This is a genomic window from Rhodococcus olei (assembly GCF_039540555.1).
Taxonomy (GTDB): Bacteria; Actinomycetota; Actinomycetes; order Mycobacteriales; family Mycobacteriaceae; genus Rhodococcus_G; species Rhodococcus_G olei.
The window spans coordinates 13,064-32,211 of record NZ_BAABFB010000044.1; the positions used below are offsets into that span (position 1 = coordinate 13,064).

The 19,148-nt window shown below is 70.0% G+C and carries 19 protein-coding genes, 1 pseudogene and 1 riboswitch; of the genes and pseudogenes, 13 read left to right on the plus strand and 7 right to left on the minus strand.

Going from position 1 to position 19,148, the window contains the following annotated elements:
* Positions 1-99 precede the first annotated feature (99 nt).
* The 4 genes and pseudogenes from ctaC to ABD951_RS28680 form a co-directional block, all read left to right on the plus strand.
* Entirely contained in the window at positions 100-1,170 is a 1,071-nt protein-coding gene (gene ctaC, locus ABD951_RS13315; RefSeq protein WP_345345509.1) for an aa3-type cytochrome oxidase subunit II, read from the plus strand.
* A 75-nt stretch (positions 1,171-1,245) separates the two neighbouring features.
* Entirely contained in the window at positions 1,246-1,662 is a 417-nt protein-coding gene (locus ABD951_RS13320; protein ID WP_345345511.1) for a cytochrome c oxidase subunit 4, read from the plus strand.
* Between the two features lie 156 nt (positions 1,663-1,818).
* Complete coding sequence (locus ABD951_RS13325) at positions 1,819-2,430, plus strand: DUF1109 domain-containing protein (protein ID WP_345345513.1); 612 nt, start codon at positions 1,819-1,821, stop codon at positions 2,428-2,430.
* 110 nt (positions 2,431-2,540) lie between these two features.
* Positions 2,541-2,672 (plus strand): annotated as a pseudogene (locus tag ABD951_RS28680) (sigma factor-like helix-turn-helix DNA-binding protein); the annotation flags it as partial.
* Between the two features lie 319 nt (positions 2,673-2,991).
* On the opposite strand, the gene qcrB reads toward ABD951_RS28680, so the two are convergent.
* The 4 genes from qcrB to ctaE all read right to left on the minus strand — a co-directional run bounded on the left by qcrB (position 2,992) and on the right by ctaE (position 7,318).
* A complete protein-coding gene (gene qcrB / locus ABD951_RS13330) occupies positions 2,992-4,659 on the minus strand; it encodes a cytochrome bc1 complex cytochrome b subunit (protein WP_345345515.1) in 1,668 nt (555 codons plus the stop codon).
* The gene (gene qcrA / locus ABD951_RS13335) at positions 4,656-5,795 is read right to left on the minus strand and encodes a cytochrome bc1 complex Rieske iron-sulfur subunit (protein ID WP_345345517.1); all 1,140 of its coding nucleotides are present in this window, start codon (positions 5,793-5,795) and stop codon (positions 4,656-4,658) included. Before qcrA ends, qcrB begins: the two co-directional genes overlap by 4 nt.
* The gene (gene qcrC, locus ABD951_RS13340) at positions 5,792-6,643 is read right to left on the minus strand and encodes a cytochrome bc1 complex diheme cytochrome c subunit (RefSeq protein WP_345345519.1); all 852 of its coding nucleotides are present in this window, start codon (positions 6,641-6,643) and stop codon (positions 5,792-5,794) included. Before qcrC ends, qcrA begins: the two co-directional genes overlap by 4 nt.
* 63 nt (positions 6,644-6,706) lie before the next feature.
* Positions 6,707-7,318 (minus strand): aa3-type cytochrome oxidase subunit III, encoded by a 612-nt coding sequence (gene ctaE, locus ABD951_RS13345; protein WP_345345521.1) that lies wholly within the window; start codon positions 7,316-7,318, stop codon positions 6,707-6,709.
* A 126-nt stretch (positions 7,319-7,444) separates the two neighbouring features.
* On the opposite strand from ctaE, the gene ABD951_RS13350 reads away from it, so the two are divergent.
* Positions 7,445-7,906 carry a hypothetical protein gene (locus ABD951_RS13350; RefSeq protein WP_345345523.1) on the plus strand — a complete coding sequence of 154 codons (462 nt, stop codon included), beginning with the start codon at positions 7,445-7,447 and terminating at the stop codon, positions 7,904-7,906.
* 48 nt (positions 7,907-7,954) lie between these two features.
* Positions 7,955-9,013, plus strand: coding sequence for an anthranilate phosphoribosyltransferase (gene trpD / locus ABD951_RS13355; protein WP_345345525.1), 1,059 nt, complete (start codon positions 7,955-7,957; stop codon positions 9,011-9,013).
* A 61-nt stretch (positions 9,014-9,074) separates the two neighbouring features.
* On the opposite strand, the gene ABD951_RS13360 is transcribed toward trpD, so the two are convergent.
* Positions 9,075-9,350: an Lrp/AsnC family transcriptional regulator gene (locus ABD951_RS13360; protein WP_345345527.1), complete on the minus strand. Its 276-nt coding sequence runs from the start codon at positions 9,348-9,350 to the stop codon at positions 9,075-9,077.
* 96 nt (positions 9,351-9,446) lie between these two features.
* The gene (locus tag ABD951_RS13365; protein ID WP_345345529.1) at positions 9,447-11,174 is read right to left on the minus strand and encodes a DEDD exonuclease domain-containing protein; all 1,728 of its coding nucleotides are present in this window, start codon (positions 11,172-11,174) and stop codon (positions 9,447-9,449) included.
* 8 nt (positions 11,175-11,182) lie between these two features.
* On the opposite strand from ABD951_RS13365, the gene ABD951_RS13370 reads away from it, so the two are divergent.
* From ABD951_RS13370 to ABD951_RS13390, 5 genes are all read left to right on the plus strand, one after another.
* Positions 11,183-11,590, plus strand: a complete 408-nt coding sequence (locus tag ABD951_RS13370; protein ID WP_425569847.1) for a hypothetical protein — start codon at positions 11,183-11,185, stop codon at positions 11,588-11,590.
* A 128-nt stretch (positions 11,591-11,718) separates the two neighbouring features.
* Positions 11,719-11,884, plus strand: a riboswitch (cyclic di-AMP (ydaO/yuaA leader).
* A gap of 12 nt (positions 11,885-11,896) precedes the next feature.
* The gene (locus ABD951_RS13375; RefSeq protein ID WP_345345531.1) at positions 11,897-12,463 is read left to right on the plus strand and encodes a C40 family peptidase; all 567 of its coding nucleotides are present in this window, start codon (positions 11,897-11,899) and stop codon (positions 12,461-12,463) included.
* Between the two features lie 225 nt (positions 12,464-12,688).
* Positions 12,689-13,732 carry a C40 family peptidase gene (locus ABD951_RS13380; protein ID WP_345345533.1) on the plus strand — a complete coding sequence of 348 codons (1,044 nt, stop codon included), beginning with the start codon at positions 12,689-12,691 and terminating at the stop codon, positions 13,730-13,732.
* 80 nt (positions 13,733-13,812) lie between these two features.
* Complete coding sequence (locus ABD951_RS13385; protein WP_345345535.1) at positions 13,813-15,084, plus strand: gluzincin family metallopeptidase; 1,272 nt, start codon at positions 13,813-13,815, stop codon at positions 15,082-15,084.
* Positions 15,085-15,137: 53 nt separating this feature from the next.
* Positions 15,138-16,262 (plus strand): glycosyltransferase family 4 protein, encoded by a 1,125-nt coding sequence (locus ABD951_RS13390; protein ID WP_345345537.1) that lies wholly within the window; start codon positions 15,138-15,140, stop codon positions 16,260-16,262.
* A gap of 80 nt (positions 16,263-16,342) precedes the next feature.
* On the opposite strand, the gene ABD951_RS13395 is transcribed toward ABD951_RS13390, so the two are convergent.
* The gene (locus ABD951_RS13395; RefSeq protein WP_345345539.1) at positions 16,343-18,148 is read right to left on the minus strand and encodes an AMP-dependent synthetase/ligase; all 1,806 of its coding nucleotides are present in this window, start codon (positions 18,146-18,148) and stop codon (positions 16,343-16,345) included.
* Between the two features lie 116 nt (positions 18,149-18,264).
* Here ABD951_RS13395 and ABD951_RS13400 point away from each other — a divergent pair, with 116 nt between their 5' ends.
* Both ABD951_RS13400 and ABD951_RS13405 read left to right on the plus strand, forming a co-directional pair.
* Positions 18,265-18,654, plus strand: a complete 390-nt coding sequence (locus ABD951_RS13400; RefSeq protein WP_345345541.1) for a polyketide cyclase / dehydrase and lipid transport — start codon at positions 18,265-18,267, stop codon at positions 18,652-18,654.
* Positions 18,655-18,690: 36 nt separating this feature from the next.
* Entirely contained in the window at positions 18,691-19,128 is a 438-nt protein-coding gene (locus tag ABD951_RS13405) for an SRPBCC family protein (protein ID WP_345345543.1), read from the plus strand.
* Positions 19,129-19,148: the final 20 nt, after the last annotated feature.

Consider the following 19,148-nt stretch of genomic DNA (forward strand, 5'->3'; position numbering starts at 1 on the left):
TGACCCGGGGATGGATAGGAGCCGGCTTTGGTCTACGCTGCGTAGTATTCGGGTGTCCCGCAGGGCTGCCCCTATCAATTTTGCGGCGATCAGGAAGGCGTGAACGTGGCGCAGAGTCGGATCCTTCGGCGAGCGGGGCTAGCGGTCTCATTGGGGCTGGCCGCCATGCTGCTGTCGGGATGTTCGATCGACAATTCGGTGCTTCGCTTCGGCTGGCCGTCGGGCATCACTCCGCAGGCTGAGCGGATGCGTGAACTGTGGACCTGGTCGGTCATCGCCGCCCTGTTCATGGGCGTGATCGTGTGGGGCCTGACGTTCTGGGTGGTCATCTTCCACCGGAAGAAGAAGGACTCCCCGGAGTTCCCGCGGCAGACGGCCTACAACGTGCCGCTCGAGCTCTTCTACACCGCGGTGCCGTTCGTCATCATCGCGGTCCTGTTCTACTTCACCGTCGTCGTGCAGAACTACGTCACGGAGAAGAAGGACAACCCGAACGTCGTCGTCGACGTGACCGCCTACCAGTGGAACTGGAAGTTCGGTTACCGCAGCATCGAGGTCGGGGACGGTACCGCCAAGTACGACGGCGTCGACGTCGCCGCCCAGGCCGCGGCCGAGGCGCCCGCCGAGGAGCAGATCATCCACGGGCACCAGGTTCCGGGCCCGCTGGCCGGCAAGAGCGAGAACGACCTGTCGTACCTGCGTTACGACACCATCGAGACCGTCGGCACGAGCACCGAGATCCCGGTCCTCGTCCTGCCGACCGGCAAGCGCATCGAGTTCCACCTCGCCGCGGCCGACGTCATCCACGCGTTCTGGGTGCCGGAGTTCCTGTTCAAGCGGGACGTCATGCCGAACCCGGCGGAGAACCACTCCGACAACGTCTTCCAGATCAGCGAGATCCAGAAGGAAGGCGCGTTCGTCGGCCGCTGCGCCGAGATGTGCGGCACCTACCACGCGATGATGAACTTCGAGGTCCGCGCCGTCAGCCCGGAGAAGTTCGCCAAGTACATCGAGCTGCGCAAGCCGGTGGGCCAGGGCGGCGAGGCGATGAGCAATGCCGAGGCGCTGGCCGCGATCGGCGAGTCGCCGGTGGCGACGTCGACGACCCCGTTCAACACGGACCGGACCTACCGCCAGGCCACCCAGGTCCTCGAGGGCGAGTACCAGTAAGCCGTCCCGACGGCGCCGAGACATCCCGTGCTCCGGCACGGAACGACCTAGCAAACCGCTGAAGGACGAGCTGATATGAAGATCGAAGCGAAGCTCTTCGAGATCTTGACGGTGTTTTTCATCTTCATCGGAATCGTGTACGGCGTCTTCACCGCCGTGTCGAGGACGGGGATCGAGTGGGCCGGCGTCACCGCGCTGGCGCTGACGGCCGGGCTGAGCCTGATCATCGGCACCTACTTCCGGTTCGTGGCCCGTCGCCTCGACACCCGGCCGGAGGACTACGAGGAGGCCGAGATCTCGGACGGCGCGGGCGACCTGGGCTTCTTCAGCCCGGGCAGCTTCTGGCCGATCCTGGTCGCCGGTGCGGCCGCGTTCACGGCGGTGTCGCTGGCCTTCTTCCAGCCGTGGATGATCGTGGTCGGTGCCGCGCTGGTGATCGCGTCCGCCGCCGGTCTGGTCTTCGAGTACCACATCGGGCCCGAGAAGCACTGACCCAACCCCGAGCGCCGCGGGCGCCACACCCCGAGTGGGTGTGGCGCCCGCGGCGTTTCGGCGTCTCTGCCATACTCTGGCGACACGTTCACGAAACCGGACATGCCGGACGGGACCCCCGCCGCGCCCGGTCCCGGTCGGCGGTGGGGGAGAGCAATGACATCCACAGCACCGGCGCCGGCCGCACCGCCGGACCGCCGCGCGGCGACACCGCCCGGGCCCGTCGTCCTGACCGTCGTCGTGCTCGCGGTCGCCGCGCTGGTCGTGCTGGTCTCGGACTGGTGGCCGGGGTCGCGCAACACGACGGACTTCGACCGGCTCTTCTTCGGCGGTGTCGCCGTGCTCGTGCTGCTCGTCACCGGGCTGGTGTGGGCGATCAAGGCCCTGTACGTCCTCGGGCGGGATCGCACGTGGTCGTGGTGGATCGCCGCGGCACCGGCGGTCGTTGTCGCCGGTGCGGCCGTCGCGGCCGTGCTCCCGATTCCCGACTTCGAGTCCGCGCGGCCCGAGTTCGACGGGTACGTGCGTGCCCTTCCGGACGATCCCGCCTACCGGGCCGAGGGCGTCCGGCTCGGCGGGATCGAGATCGCCCACGTGCACCGGGGACCCGACGGGGGCGTGTATTTCCAGGACGACGACGGCACCTTCCTGTCCGTCTCGTCGGGCTGGGTGTACTCACCCGACCGCGCCCCGGTCGGCCGTGACGACTTCACCGCCACCCCGCTCGGAGACGGCTGGTACAGCTACACGGAGGTCTGGCGGGACTGATCGGCCGGGACCCCGCGTCCCCGGCGATCGGGACACCCGACCCTTCCGGTCGGGACGCGGCGCGCGACACCGTCGTCGGGTGAGCGGAGCCGGGGGAGTGGACGCGGCTGATCGTCGCGCTGCCCGAGCGGCAGCGGTGCGTGCTACGGATGCGTGTGGTGTGGGGGCTGTCCGCGGAGGAGACGGCGCACCTGCTGGGTGTGGACGCCCCGACGGTCCGGTTGGTTCAGCACCGTGCACTGAACACGCTGCGTCGACGCATGCGGGTGGCCCGCGATCCGCTCGCCCGACTCGGTGGGAGCGACCCGTCGGTGCCCGGGTCGGCCGCGTCAGCGGGGCCGGGCGCGCTGGGGGCGCGTCGCCGCGATCCCGCGCACCGGACACCCTCGTCCCCGCGTGGGGTCGAGGGGCAGGGGCCCGCACAATGCCCGCACGCGTGCCGTCGTGGACGCTTGCGGGCCCTGTGCCTGCGACCGCGGCGCGAGCCGGTCCGCACAACGGGAAAGGCCCCGAACCCCGTGAGGGGTTCGGGGCCTTTCCCGTTGTACGAGCTGCGTCGGATCAGTGCTCGGCGTCGTCCTTCGAGGGCGTTCCGCCGTTCGCCTTGTCCTGGTACGCCGCGAGAATCGCGAGCTGGTCGTGCTCCTTCTCGTGCGCATCCGCGACCAGCGCGGCCGACTGCTCCGGCGGGTCGGCGACGAGCAGGCTGCCCGAGCCGGGCTTGCCGGCCGAACCGAGCTTGTTCATCTTCTTCGGCACCGCGGCGCCCTGGTACTCCAGCGGGATCGGGTGTCCGTGGTCGTCGACCGGCCCGAGCGGCTGGTGCACCTCGATGTACTCGCCGTGCGGGAGACGCTTGATGACGCCGGTCTCGATGCCGTGCTCGAGCACCGCACGGTCGCTGCGCTGCAGACCAATGCAGAACCGGTAGGTGACGAAGTAGGCGATCGGGGGCAGCACGACGATGCCGATGCGGCCCATCCACGTCGTCGCGTTGATGGAGATGTCGAACTTGTACGCGATGATGTCGTTGACACACATGACGGTCAGGATCGCGTAGAAGGTCAGGGCCATCGCGCCGATCGAGGTGCGAACCGGAACGTCACGCGGACGCTGCAGCAGGTTGTGGTGCGCGTCGTCCTTGGTGAGCTTCTTCTCGATCCACGGGTAGGCGATCAGCACGGTGAACACCAGACCCATGATCAGCGCGACCGCGAACACGGCGGGCACGGTGTACCGGCCGAACGGGTAGATCTCCCACGCCGGCCACAGTCGGGCCATGCCGTCGGTCCACATCATGTAGATGTCGGGCTGGCTGCCCGCGGACACCTGCGACGGGTTGTACGGACCGATGTTCCAGATCGGGTTGATCTGCAGCACGCCGCCCATCACGGCCAGGATGCCGAAGGTGAACGCGAAGAACGCGCCACCCTTGAGGGCGAACACCGGGAGGATCCGGACACCGACGACATTGCCCTCGGTGCGGCCGGGGCCGGGGAACTGCGTGTGCTTCTGGTACCAGACCAGCGCCAGGTGGGCGCCGATCAGGGCCAGGATGATGCCCGGGACGAGCAGCACGTGCGCGACGTACAGGCGGGGGATGATCAGGGTGCCGGGGAAGTCGCCGTCGAAGATCAGGAACTGCAGCCAGCTGCCGACGATCGGGACCGACAGCGTGATGCCGGACAGCGCGGCCCGCAGGCCGGTGCCGGACAGCAGGTCGTCGGGCAGCGAGTAGCCGAAGAAGCCCTCGAACATCGCCAGGATCAGCAGCAGGCAGCCGATGACCCAGTTCGCCTCGCGCGGGCGCCGGAACGCGCCGGTGAAGAAGATGCGCAGGAGGTGGACGATGATCGACGCGGCGAACATCAGCGCCGCCCAGTGGTGGATCTGCCGGACGAACAGGCCACCGCGCACCTCGAAGGAGAGGTCGAGGGTGGTCGCGTAGGCCCGCGACATCTCGACGCCGCGCAGCGGCTGGTAGGCGCCGTTGTAGACGACCTCCGCCATCGACGGGTCGAAGAACAGCGTCAGGTAGACGCCCGAGATGAGCAGGATGACGAAGCTGTACAGCGCGATCTCACCGAGCATGAAAGACCAGTGAGTCGGGAAGACCTTGTTGATCTGCTTGCGCATACCGGCCGCGAGGTGGTACCGCGAGTCCAGGTTCTCGCCGGCCTTCGCGGCGTGTGCTGCGGCCTTGGACTGGCCGCCAGTGATGGTTGTCATGAACGACGCTCCCAGAATCCGGGGCCGAGGGCCTCGACGAAGTCACCGTTGGCGACGAGGAAGCCCTCCTTGTTGACTGTAATCGGCAACTGGGGCAGGGCGCGAGCGGCGGGTCCGAAGATCGGCTTTCCGTACTGCAGTGCGTCGAACTGCGACTGGTGGCACGGGCAGAGGATCCGGTTGGTCTGCTGCTCGTACAGCGACGTCGGGCAGCCGAGGTGCGTGCACAGCTTCGAGTACGCCCAGTAGTCGCCGAAGTTGAAGCTCTCCTGACCCTTGCGCCTGACGGCGCGGTCGCTGTCCTCGGTGCGCAGACGGATCAGCATGACCGGGTTGTCGGCGCGCTTCAGAGCGTGCGCGAGGGCGCGCTCGTCGTGGCGCTCGGACTCACGGAACGGGAAGACCGTCTCCATCGCGCCGGCGTCGAGGTCCTCCGGGCGCACCAGGACGATGTCCTCGGGACGGCCGGTGTAACGACGCAGGTAGATGGTCTCGCCGGGGAAGTTCGGGGTCCACCCGGAGGTCCACAGGTCCGACTTGTCGCCCTTGGCCCACGGGTTCTTGATCAGACCGCCGAGCGGCATGATCGCCATGATGCCGAGCGCGCCGGCACCGAAACCGAGGGACCGCTTGATCAGCTTGCGGCGACCGAGCGTCGAGGTCTCCAGCGAATCGCTGAGCTCGGCGACGATGGTCCTGCGGTCGACCTCCGCGGAGCCGCCGGCGTCGTGGCGGTCCTGGATCGACACCTCTTCGGGGATGAACTTCTTCGTGAACAGCACCGCGCCGACACCGACACCGAGGATGGCCAGACCCATGGTCAGGCCGATCAGCGGGGTGTACAGGCTGTACATGCCGTAGCCCTCTTCGCCCATGCCCTTGTACTCCCAGGGCCAGAAGAGGTAGATCGCGATGAACGCGACCGCAGAGATGCCGGCGAGCGTGAACCAGTAGGCGACGGCGCGCTCGGCGCGCTTCTCGGCCTTGGTGCCCTTGACCGACCAGCGTTCGCGGCGGAACGCGACGTCGACCCCGTCGAGGTTGGTGCCCAGTTTGACGAGATCGTCGCGACTCATCGCGTCGAGCTCCTCCGGGGTGTGGTTCTTCGGCGTGTCGCCGTGACCGGCGTCGCTCATGACCTTGCTCCGATCCACAGTGCTGCGCCGACAACGGCGACGATTCCGATGACCCACATGGCCATGCCCTCAGACGCCGGACCGAAGCCGCCGAGGCCGTAGCCGCCGGGGTTCTTGGTCTCGCTGGCGGACTTGATGTAGGCGATGATGTCGCGCTTCTCGTCGGGGCTCAGCTGCCGGTCGGAGAACTTCGGCATGTTCTGGGGGCCGGTGACCATCGCCTGGTAGATCTGCTGCTCGGTCGGCGGATCCAGCGGCGGCGCGAACTTACCGGAGGACAGCGCGCCGCCCCGGCCGGTGAAGTTGTGGCACGACGCGCAGTTCAGCCGGAACAGCTCGCTGCCGCGGGCGATCTCGTCGCCGCGCAGCGAGGTGCTCGCGACCTCGCCGCTCGGGTCCCGCACGACGGTCGGTCCGCCGCCGTTGGCCTGGACGAAGGCGCCGAGCGCGTCGATCTGGCCGGCGTCGAACTTCGGCGGCTTGCGCATGATCTGGGCCTCGTTGCGGGCCGCGGGCATGCGGCCGGAGGAGACCTGGAAGTAGACGGCGGCCTCACCGACACCGATCAGGCTGGGGCCGCGGTCCTGCACACCCTGCAGGTTGGCGCCGTGGCAGGTGACGCAGGAGGTGTCGTACAGCTGCTTGCCCTCGCGGATCAGCGCTGACGCATCGTCGGACGCGGTGGCAACCTGCGGCGTCGGGGTCAGTGCCGACGCGAGGAAGCCTGCGCCGACGAGTCCCATCATCAGGATCAGGGCGCCGGTGATGCGGCGACGAACCTTGCGCTGACGACGGGCTTTCGTTGCAGTCGCATGGTCGGCGGCTGCGGAAGGGGGGGATGAACTCATCTGTATCCCTTTGATCTCGCGGGGACGGACTGAACGGACTGGGCTGGGTACTGCGTTCAGCTTCTAACGGATGAAATAGATGGTGGCGAACAGGCCGATCCACACGATGTCGACGAAGTGCCAGTAGTACGAGACAACGATCGCTGCGGTTGCCTGGGCAGGCGTGAACTTGCTGACCTTGGTTCGCACGAGCAGGAAGACGAAGGCCACCAGACCGCCGATCACGTGCAGGCCGTGGAAGCCGGTGGTCATGTAGAAGACCGAGCCGTACGCGCTGCTCGACAGCGTCGTGCCCTCGTGCACCAGGTGGTAGTACTCGTAGGCCTGACCGGCGACGAAGAAGATGCCCATCACGAGGGTGAGGACGTACCAGCGGCGCAGGCCGAAGACGTCACCCTTCTCGGCGGCGAAGACGCCCATCTGGCAGGTGAACGACGAGGCCACGAGCACCGCGGTCACCGGCACGGCGAGTGTCAGGTTCAGCTCGGTGGGCTCCGGCGGCCAGTTGCCGTGCGCCTGCGCGCGCGCGACAAAGTACATCGCGAACAAACCAGCGAAGAACATCAGCTCGCTGGACAGCCAGACAATGGTGCCGACGCTGACCATGTTCGGCCGGTTCAGCGAGTGCACCCTCTGGGTGATTGCGGATCCTTGGGTCCCTACTGCGCTCGTCACAGAAGGAAGTATGACGCCTTGTCGTAAGCGAGCGGAACCCGGGTCCGTCCTGGGCGCGTCGTGTCCGTGTTCCAGTATGCCCGAGCCCGTGATTGTGCAGGTCGGCGCTCGTGGGACGCTGTCCGCATGACTCGAGCGCGGTGGTGGCACAACCTCTTCCGGCGTCGTCGGACGGTCCCCCTGGACCGGGACCGGGAGGACCTGGTCGTGGTCGCGTCGAGCTACGACGACGTCGAGGCGTGCAGTGCCGCGCTCGACCGCGCGGCCGCCGCGGACCCGCGGTGGATCCAGGACGCGGAGGCCGTCCTCCGGCACCACCTCCGGTTGCCGGCCGAGGGTGTCGACGCCGCGGTCGCGCTCGCCGCGCAGGACGGGTACACGGTGTCCCGCGACCCCCGGCAGGCGCCGGTCGCCGCGAGCGGGGACGAACTGGTCGCGGTCGTGCTGCAGCGCACCCAGGTGCTCGACGCCCTGCACTGCTCCCAGGAGCGGTCCCGGATGGCCGGGTTGGCGCAACGGGCCGGTGGCACCGTCCTGGGCTGGGACGCGCTGCAGCCGCCGCCGAATCCGGTTGCCGGTGCTGACTAAACTGCTGACCGATTCGATGCAGCGATGACGAGACAAGAGGCGGTTGGTATGGGGACTTGGCCCGAGGTGCTCGGTGCACTGACGGACGGACGTGATCTCGACGCGGCCACCGCCTCGTGGGCGATGGGCGAGATCATGTCGGACAACGCCACCCCCGCCCAGATCGCCGCGTTCGGCGTCGCGTTGAAGATGAAGGGCACCACGCCGGCCGAGGTGACCGGTATCGCCGACGCGATGCTCGCGCACGCCCGCACCCTCGACCTCGACACCGGCGACTCCGCCGCGGGCAACACCGATGCCGTCGACATCGTCGGCACCGGCGGCGACCGGCAGCACACCGTCAACATCTCGACGATGGCGTCGGTCGTGGTCGCGGCCGCCGGGGTTCGGGTGGTCAAGCACGGGAACCGGGCCGCGTCCTCGAAGAGCGGCGGCGCCGACGTGCTCGAGGCGCTCGGGGTCCGGATCAACCTCGACCCGGACGCGGTTGCGACGTGCGTGCGTGAGGTCGGGATCGGGTTCTGCTTCGCGCCGACCTTCCATCCCGCATTCCGGTTCACCTCCGGACCCCGCAAGGAGATCGGGATCCCGACCGTGTTCAACGTGCTCGGGCCGCTGACGAACCCGGCCCGGCCGCGCGCCGGGTTGATCGGGTGCGCGTTCGCGGACCTGCAGCCGGTGCTCGCCGGCGTGCTCGCCGGCCGCGGGGTGTCCGCGCTGGTCGTCCGCGGCGACGACGGCCTCGACGAGATCACCACCTCGACCACGAGCACGGCGTTCGTCGTCGGCGGCGGCACGGTTCGCGAAGCGCGTATCGACCCGACCGAACTGGGGATCGAGCGGGTTCCGCTGGACGCGTTGCGCGGCGGAGATGCCGAGGCGAACGCGCTGATCGCCCGGGCGGTGCTCGCGGGTGAGCGCGGCGCCGTCCACGACGCGGTGGTGCTCAACGCCGGCGGTGCCATCGCCGCCTACCACGGCCTGGGCGGCAACCTGAACGAGGCGCTGAAGGCCGGAATGGCGCGCGCTGTCGAGGTCATCGACAACGGTGCGGCGGCCGCGCTGCTCGACCGCTGGGTCGCCGTGAGCGAGCGGCTCGCCGGCTGACCGCGTCGCACCCCCGCGACGGGAGCCGCCGCCCGGTCGACCGGGCGGCGGCTCCCGCCGTTCACTCGCCGATGGAGAACGCGGCCTCGACGTCGGCGCTCGCGTAGGACCGGAACGCGATGTGGGTGGTGGTGCGCAGAACGCCGGCCACCTTGTTGATCGAGCCGGTGACGACGTCCGCGATCTGCTCGTGGTCGCGGACCTTGACGATCGCGATGAGATCGACGTCGCCCGCACACGAGTACACCTCGGAGACCCCGGCGATGTCGGCGACGGCCTGGGCGGTCTCGGGGATCCGGTTCGCCTCGGCGTGAATGAGGACGATGGCGTTGATCATCTCGCTCCTTGTATGTAAAGCGTGCGGCGTGTGTAAAGGGTGCGGCACCTGTCGGCGGCGGCATGGAGCACCGCGTGCGCTTGTCGCCCGATCAGACTAGGACGCCGCACCGCGCGCGAGCGCACACCACCTCTGCCACGCGCCCGCGCCGCGGGCGGGCTCCGCGTACCCGTCACTGGTGCGCACGATCCGCGTGCCCGGGGAGTCCAACCAGCTCGCGAGCAGCCCGACCTCACCCGCGGTGGCCCCCCGCAGCGGCGACGGTTCCGGGAGCACCGTTTCCGCGGCCAGTGTCAGGGCGTCGACGACCGGCATCGGGGGCACACCGCGTGGCGCGACCCCGGCCGAGGCGAGCCGGCCGGCGCGGACCACGGCGAACTCCCAGCCCCCGCCGTCCCGTGGCCGGGCGGCGACCAGTTCGTCGATCGCGGCGACCGCGGCGAGCCGCTGGGCGCGACGCAACGCGGTGCCGAGGGCAGCGGTACGGTCCCGCAGCCGGGCCGCGCTCTCGAACAGTTCGGCGGCGGCCAGCTCGTCGATCCGGGACCGCAGCCGGCGCAGTGGGGCGTCGTCGGTGCCGCGAATCAGGGCCCGCACCGCCGCGACCGCCGCACCGTACCGCTCGGGTGTCTGCGGGTCGGAGCCGGCCGGGCAGCCGCCGACGACGCCGTCCGGACAATCCGGTCCGTGCACCTGGTCGCGTCGAATCTTCTTGGTGCAGTTTCGAATCCGGCACACGTCGGTGATCGTCGCGGCGACGTCGGCCGCGTCGGTGCGATTCGTGAACGGTCCGAGGGAGTCGGCGTCGGCGCGCCGGGTGATCGACAGCCGGGGAAACGGCTCGTCGGTCAGGGTGATCCACCACGCCCGCTTGGGGAACTTCGAGCGCCGGTTGTACGGAGGCGCGTGGGCGGCCAACAGGCGCAGTTCGCGTACCGCGGCCTCGAGTCCGTGCGCGCACTCGACGTGGTCGATGCGGGTGGCCAGTGCCACCATCTCCTTCATCCGCGCCCGGGTCTCGGATCCGGTGAAGTAGCCGCGGACCCGGCGCTGCAGATTGACGGCCGTCCCGACGTAGAGCACCTCGTCGGACGGGCCCCGGAACAGGTAGACGCCGGGGGTGCGGGGCAGGTGCGCTGCCAGCCCGCGCTTGCCGCGCTGGGCCGACGACACGTTCGGCAGGTAGTCGACCAGCTCCGGGTAGCTGTGCACGCCCAGGTTGCCGACCCGCTCGATCAGTGCGTGCAGGACGTCGACGGTGGCGCGGGCGTCGTCGAGGGCGCGGTGGGTCGGGCGGGTGGTGACGTGGAACAGGTCGGCGAGCGCCGACAGGCGCACCGACGGCGCCTCCTCGCGGGAGAGCACGCGGCGGGCGAGCTTGACCGTGCACAGCACCTGGAACGGCGGCCAGGCGAGGTCGTGTCGCGCCACCGCAGCCTTCAGGAACCCGACGTCGAACGGGGCGTTGTGTGCGACCAGCACCGCACCGCGCGCGAACTCGAGGAAGCTGGGCAGCACCTGCTCGATGCGTGGCGCATCGACGAGCATCGCCGACGTGATGCCGGTCAACGTGACGATGTGCGGTGGAACGGTGCGGCCGGGGTCGACCAGGGTGCCGAGCTCGCCGAGCACCTGCCCGCCGCGGATCTTCACCGCGCCGATCTCGGTGATCGCGTCGTCGGCCGGGCTGCTGCCGGTGGTCTCGAGGTCGACGACCACGAACGTGGTGTCCCGCAACGGGGTGTCCAGCTCGTCGAACGTCAGCTGGTGTGCGGCGGCGTCGCGGGAACTCACGCGGCCGAGGCTAGGCGGCGGCACCGACATCGCTTCCGATGCGGGTCGCGCTGGTGCCGTCGGAGCCGCCCGGTGGCAGGCGGTTCGGGTCGGATGTGCTGTCGGGGGGCTTCGCTAGCGTGCGTCGTATCGGGCAGCGGGAAACGCCCGGCGGCACGGATGAGACGAGGGTCACAATGATTGTGGATTGCAGCGAGTGCGCGGTTCGCGACATCGCCTGCGGCGACTGCGTGGTGACGGTGCTGCTCGGGTACCCCGGGGCGGCGGACCCGGTGCCGGCGACGGGTGCCGCCGTTGCGGCCCGAATGAGTATTGAGCAGGACGAACGAGCAGCGATGGAGGCGCTCGCCGACGTCGGTATGGTGCCGAGGCTGCGACTGGTTCCGGCCGTCGATCCGACGCAGACCGGTCGGTCGTTATCTGTTCGTGACACCGGAGTCGCCTGATGGTTGTCGAGGGGTAAAAACGGGCGCTTTGTCCGGTTTCCGGCGGGCTTCGGGTCGACACCGCCGGAGGGCTTTCGTAATCTTCTCGAGACCTGACGGAGTCTTGCCGCGCCACACCGGAGCGGCATCGCCAGGTACCGCCTAATCGATCTCCCGCAAGGGAATCGAACCGGGAACCCACGTTTCCATTGGGGTGAATCCCGCCGGAGCGCAGACCGCGTGCCGTCGGGTAGGGCCGAATCTTCCCGGCCCGAACCCGTCAGCTAACTCGGTCGGCGGAGGAATGGAAGAAAGGCACCTCCTTTCGTGGCAACACTGAGCTCCAAGGCCCGGCGCGCCGCCGTCGCCAGCGCCCTCACCATCGGCGCGATCACGGCCACCGCGGCCCCTGCCTTCGCCGAACCGGTCACGGTGCCCGGCGTCGGCACGTTCGACATCCCGGGCGTTCCGGCCCAGACCATCCAGATCCCGGCCCTGCCGCAGCTCCCGCCGCTGCCGAACGTGCAGGTGCCCGCTCCGGATCAGATCAAGACCGTGGGCCAGAAGGCCGTCGAGGCCGCGGCCAGCAAGATCGGTGCCCCGTACGTGTGGGGCGCCGCCGGACCGGATGCCTTCGACTGCTCCGGCCTCGTCCAGTGGGCCTTCAAGCAGGCCGGCCTGAACCTGCCCCGCACCAGCTACGACCAGGCCGCGGCCGGCACGCCGGTGTCGGCCAAGGACCTGCAGCCCGGTGACGTCGTCTCGTTCTACGGCGGATCGCACTCGGGCATCTACGCCGGCAACGGCGAGATCATCCACGCCGCCACCTCCGGCACCCCGGTCAAGCGCGCCCCGCTGGGGTCGATGCCGATGGACGGCGCGCGCCGCTACTGACGGCCGCCGCCCACCTGGTGACGTGTCCGTGATGCGCCGCGGAACGGGGAAGTGCCACGACGCATCGCAGACCGCCGACGGGCCCGTCGATCCCTTCCGGATCGGCGGGCCCGTCGCGGTGTCCGAGGTCTCGCCCGGCCGTCATTCACCGGGTGGACACCGCGCTGTGCCGTTCCGTAACCTTGCCGAGACTTTTTCGTGCGGAAGAACAGGAGTACCCGGTTCGTGGCGTCACTGAGGAAGCGATCCACCGCGATCGCTGCCGGAGTACTCACCCTCGCGCTCGCGACTGCCGGCACTGGTCCGGCCGGCGCCGATCCCGCGCTCGACAATCCGACCGCCGCGCTGCAGCGGCTCACCGACCTCTCGCGGAAGTCGGAACAGACCACCGAGGCGATGCACAACGCCCAGATCGACCTCGACTCCAAGCTCGCGGTCCAGCGGGACGCCGAGACCCGTCACCAGGAGGACCAGCGGCGGCTCGACGAGGCGCGGAGCGCGATGGCGCAGTTCCAGCCCGCTGTGGATCGTCTGACGGCCGCCAACTACCAGGGCGGGCGCGTCAACCGGCTGTTCGCGGTGATGGTCTCGGACTCGCCGCAGCAGCTGCTCGACCAGATGTCGACGTTGAGCGTGCTCTCCGCGGACACCGCGGCCCAGGTCGGCAAGTTCAAGGAGGCCGGGGACGCGGCCGCGGCCGCGGAGGAGGCGTCGCGCAGGTCGGCGGACGACGCCCGCACGGCCACCGAGCACGCCCGTTCGATCAGCGACGACCTGCAGCGCACGCAGAGCGACCTGCAGGCCCAGATCGGACAGGTGACCCAGGCCTTCGCCGCGTTGACCAGCGCGGAGAAGGCCACCCTCGCCGGGTCTGCGTTCCCACCCGGGTACGACCCGTCGATCGTGCTGAAAGGCCTGGTGCCCGGGTCCAACTCGAGTGCCCTGCAGGCGGCGCTGACGCAGGTCGGCAAGCCGTACGTGTGGGGCGCCACCGGCCCCGACGGCTACGACTGCTCGGGTCTGATGGTGTGGGCGTACAAGCAGATCGGCAAGGTGTTGCCGCGGTCGAGCCAGGCCCAGGCGGCCTCCGGCACTCCGGTCCGGAAGGAAGACCTGCAGCCGGGTGACCTGGTGCTGTACTACTCCGACGCGTCGCACGTGGGCATGTACGCCGGCAACGGCAACATCGTGCACGCGTCGACGTTCGGGGTGCCGGTGAAGGTCGCCCCGCTGGACGCCTACCCGTTCTACGGCGCCCGCAGGTACTGACCATCGACGCGGGGAAAGCGCCGCGGCGCCGGATCCGGCCCTGGGAGGCCGCCGCGCTCGGGGGCCTGCTGCTCGTCGTCGTGGGAGCCGCGGGTCTGACCCTGCGACCGCACCCGTCCGAGCCGGCCGCCGCGTCGACGTCGACGGCGCCGGCGAGTCCGTTCGAGCAGGCGCGTCGTGCCGGGGTCCAGGCACTGCTGGACCGGTGGGCCGTCGCGGTGCGGTCCGGAGACGAGGCGGCGCTCGCGGCACTGTTCGACCAGGGCGCGATGCCGGAGTTCCTGCCCGCCGAGCTGCGGCGGATGCACAACCTGGCGGGCGTGCCGCTGTCGGACTGGGGCTACGAGATCGGCAACGCACCGGAGACGCCGGTTCCGAGCGATCTGGCGGAGCAGCTGCAGGCCACCGACGTGTGGGCACCGCAGGTCCACCTGCGGTACGCGATCGCGGAGGCGGACCAGGGCCCGACCCGTAAGCCGGTCTCTCTCGTGGTCGCGCGCCGCGGTGACGAGTGGAAACTGGTCTCCGACCGGCCGCTCGCCGAGTACGACCGCCAGACGTGGCGTGGTCCTTGGGATTTCGGTCCCATCGTGACCCGGTCGGTGGAGACCGGGGGCGGCACCTCGGTGGTGCTCGGCCACCCCGGGCAGCAGGGACTGATCGACGCGCTCGTCGACGAACTCGCCACCGCGGTACCCGCGGTCACCGACGTGTGGGGCCCCGACTGGGCACGCCGCGCCGTCGTGATCGTGACCGCGGACCGGGACGAGTTCACCGAGCAGGTCGGTACCGGGCACAGCGGGTCCGACATCGCCGCGGTGTCCGTCTCCGACGCGGTGACGCCCGGGGCGTCGACGGTGACCGGGCAACGGATCGTGTTCAGCCCCACCGCCGGTGACCGGCTCACCGAGGTGAACCGCCGGGCGGTCCTGCGGCACGAGCTGACCCACGTCGCGACCCGGGCCGGCACCACCGACGGGTCGCCGATGTGGATGCTGGAGGGATTCGCCGACCACGTCGGGCACCGGGGAGACGGCGAGGGTGTCAGGGCGGTCGCGCCGACCGTGTCGGCCGCGGTCGCCGCGCACGGTCCTCCCGCCCGGTTGCCGTCGGACGCCGACTTCACCGCGGGCGGTGAGCGGGCCGTCGCCGCGTACGAGTCGGCGTGGACCGTGACCACGTTCATCGCGGACCGGTTCGGTGAGGACCGGCTGCGGGACCTGTACCGCACGCTGGCCACCGGACCCGCGGACGCAACCGTCGTCGACGAGCGGATCCGGGCCGTGCTCGGGGTCCCGACCCGCGAGCTGATCGCGCAGTGGGGATCCTGGCTGTCGGATCAGCTTCACTGACCGACGTCGACCCTGCGGCACCGGGTCCGGGAGCCACCGCATACGGTGGACCCATGCGCCGAACCCTGTTGGTGACGAACGACTTTCCACCGCGACCCGGCGGCATCCAGTCCTACCTGCACGCGCTGGCCACGGCGCTGCCCGCCGACGAGCTGGTCGTGTACGCGCCGCGGTGGCGTGGTGACAGCCACACCAGGTTCGACGCACAGCAGCCGTTCGAGGTCGTCCGGCACCCCACGACGCTGATGCTGCCGACCCCGCTGGTGGCCCGGAAGGCGGCCAAGCTGCTGCGCAGCCGCGACTGCGACAGTGTGTGGTTCGGCGCCGCGGCACCGCTGGCGCTGCTGGGGCCGCACCTGCGCCGAGCCGGCGCACAGCGGGTGGTGGCGAGCACACACGGACACGAGGTCGGCTGGTCGATGGTGCCCGGGGCGCGGCGGTCGCTGCGCCGCATCGGCGACACCGCCGACGTCGTCACGTACGTCAGCAAGTACACCCGGCGCCGCTTCTCCGCGGCGTTCGGACCGCGGGCCGGTCTCGAGCACCTGCCGCCCGGCGTGGACAGCGAGACCTTCCGTCCCGATCCGGCCGCCCGGGCCGAGCTGCGGGCCCGGTACGGGCTGGGCGAGCGGCCGACGATCCTGTGCCTGTCGCGGCTGGTGCCGAGGAAGGGGCAGGACGTCCTGATCCGGGCGCTGCCGCGGATCCGTCGGGAGATCGACGGCGCCGTCCTCGTGATCGTCGGCGGCGGACCGTACGAGGAGTCGCTGCGTCGGCTCGCGGGCCGGGTCGGCGTGGACGAGCACGTCGTGTTCACCGGTGGGGTGCCGGCCGCCGAACTCGCCGCGCACCACACGATCGCCGACGTGTTCGCGATGCCGTGCCGCACCCGCGGCGCGGGGCTCGACGTCGAGGGTCTCGGGATCGTCTACCTGGAGGCGTCGGCGACCGGTGTCCCGGTGATCGCCGGCGATTCCGGCGGTGCACCGGAAACCGTGCGCGAGGGGGAGACCGGGCACGTCGTCGACGGGCGCTCGGTGGCCGCGGTCGCGGAGTCGGTGGTCTCGGTGCTCGCCGACCGCGACCGGGCGGCTGCGATGGGCGTGGCCGGCCGGAAGTGGGCGTCCGAGCAATGGGGCTGGGACCTGATGGCCGCGAAGCTGCGCGCCCTGCTGTAGCGCCTGCGACGGCCGCGCGCTGCCGTCGCGGCTGCGGCGCCGGTGAGTGGGCGTCACCCACTCACCGGCAGCGACGCTGCTCAGCCGTAGATCGCCTCGATCACGGCACCGTGGTTCTGGTGGATGACGTTGCGCTTGAGCTTGAGCGTCGGGGTGAGCTCACCCGTCTCCTCGGTGAAGTCGACCGGCAGGATGCGGTACTTCTTGATGGCCTCGGCGTGCGAGACGAGGCGGTTCGCGTCGGCGATCGCGGAGTCGACCTCGGCGACGAGGTCGGCGTCGGCGAGCAGGTCCTCGACCGTGGCGCCGGCGGGCTTGCTGTTGCGCTCGAGCCAGCCCGGCCACGCTTCAGGGTCGACGGTGATCAGGGCGCCGATGAACGGCTTCTGGTCGCCGACGACGATCGCCTGGCTGATCAACGGGTGCGCCCGGAGGTGGTCCTCGAGCACGGCCGGGGCCACGTTCTTGCCGCCCGCGGTGACGATGATCTCCTTCTTGCGGCCGGTGATGCTCAGGTAGCCCTCGGTGTCGAGCGAGCCGAGGTCGCCGGTGTGGAACCAGCCGTCGTCGATCGCCTCCTTCGTGGCGGTCTCGTTGTGCCAGTACCCGGTGAACACGACCGGACCGGACAGCAGGATCTCGCCGTCGTCGGCGATCCGAACGGAGTTGCCGGCCAACGGCTTTCCGACGGTGCCGATCTTCTGGTTGCCCGGCGAGTTGACCGTGATCGCGGCGGTGGTCTCGGTCAGGCCGTAGCCCTCGTAGATCGTGACGCCGATGCCGCGGAAGAAGTGTCCGAGGCGGGCGCCGAGCGGTGCGCCACCGGAGATCGCGAGCTGGCACTGGCCGCCGAGCGCGGCCTTCAGCTTGCCGTACACGAGCTTGTCGAACACGGTGTGCTTGAGGTTCAGCACGAATCCCGCTCCGCCGGTGTCCTGGGCGCGGCTCCACTCCACCGCGACGTCCGCGGCCAGGTCGAAGATCTTGCCCTTGCCGTCGTTGTGGGCCTTCTGGCTGGCGGTGTTGTAGACCTTCTCGAACACCCGCGGCACCGACAGGATGAAGTCCGGCTTGAACTCGCCGAAGGCGGTGAGGATGTTCTTCGTGTCGGAGGTGTGACCGACGGTGGTGCCTGCGTTGAACGCGGCGAGGCTGACGGCGCGGGCCAGCACGTGGGCCAGCGGCAGGAACATCAGGTTGCGGCGGCCCGGCTGCAGCAGGGTGCCGAACCCGGAGGTCGCGATCGCCTGCGACTCGGCGATCAGGTTCGAGTGGGTGAGCATGCAGCCCTTGGGCCGTCCGGTGGTGCCGGAGGTGTAGATCAGGGTGGCCGGGTCGGACGCCTGCAGTGCGGCGGTTCGGGACCGCACCTCGTCGTCGGCGATCTCGGCGCCGCGCTCGACGAGCGCCGCGATCGCGCCGGCGCTGCCGTCGGTGGTCTCGATCTGCAGCACCGTGTGCAGGCCGGGGAACTGCCCGGTGACGTCGGCGACGGTGCGGGCGTGGCCGTCGTTCTCGACGATCAGCGCGACCGCGGCGGAGTCCTCGAGAATCCAGCGCACCTGGTCGGCGGCGGACGTCTCGTAGATCGGAACGGTGACCGCGCCGGCCGACCAGATCGCGAAGTCGAGGATCGGCCACTCGTAGCGGGTCCCGGACATCAGGGCAACGCGGTCGCCGGGTGCGACACCCGACGCGATCAGTCCCTTGGCGACCGCGGTGACCTGCTCGGCGATCTCGGCGGCGGTCACGTCGATCCAGGTGCCACCCGCCAGTCGCTTGAACAGCACCAGGTTCGGGGTCGTCGCGGCGTGGGTGTGGACGGCATCGACCGCGGATCCGTCGGCCGGGACGGCGAAGTTGAGGGGAACGCTGAATTCACGCACGTGCTGGCCTCCGAACCTGAGGATACTGACGAGTAGGTATTACTCGGGTCCACTCTAAACCCTGCTCGACGCGACCTGCGCCACCTCGGCCGCGGCGGATATGTGAAGCTGTGTGGGTGAGCAGCATTCAGGTTGCGGACCAGACGTTCATCGCGGCGCCGCCGGCACGGGTCGCGGAGGTTCTCGGGGTTCGCGCGAAATGGCGCCGGTGGTGGCCCGACCTCCGGATCGACGTCCGGGAGGACCGCGCGGAGAAGGGGATTCGCTGGACCGTCGACGGCGCGCTGACCGGGACCATGGAGCTCTGGCTCGAACCCGAACTCGACGGCACGATCGTGCACTACTTCCTGCACGCCGAGCCTGCCGGTGTGGCGCCCGAGGACGTCGCCTCGCTCGACCTCGCCGCGATGAACCACGCGCGTCGGCTCGCCGGGAAGGTCGTCACGTTCGAGGCGAAGCGGGAGCTCGAGGCGGGCCGGCCCGCCGGGGAGTCCCCGCAGCGCTGACGCCGAACGGGCCGGGTGGAAAGGAAACGTTCTCGCATGGCCGAGAAGACCAAGAGGTCGATCACGATCGCCGCGACACCGCGACAGGTGATGGACGTGATCGCGGACTACGCCGCGTACCCGCAGTGGGTGGCGGCCGCGAAGTCCGTCGAGGTGCTCGAGGTCGGTCCGTCCGGGCGTGCCCGGCAGGTTCGGTTCGTCCTCGACGCGGGCATGGTCAAGGACACCTACGTGCTCGAGTTCGACTGGGCCGCTGACGGCCGGTCGGTCTCGTGGGAACTGGTCTCGGGCGAGATCCAGAAGGCGCAGTCCGGGTCCTACACGCTCGAGCCGCTGCCCGACGGGTCGACGATGGTGACCTACGAGCTGACGGTGGACCTGACGATCCCGATGATCGGGCTGTTCACGCGCAAGGCGGAGAAGGCGATCACCGACACCGCACTCAAGGAACTGAAGAAGAGGGTCGAGGGCTGACCGCGAGAGAGGCCGACGCG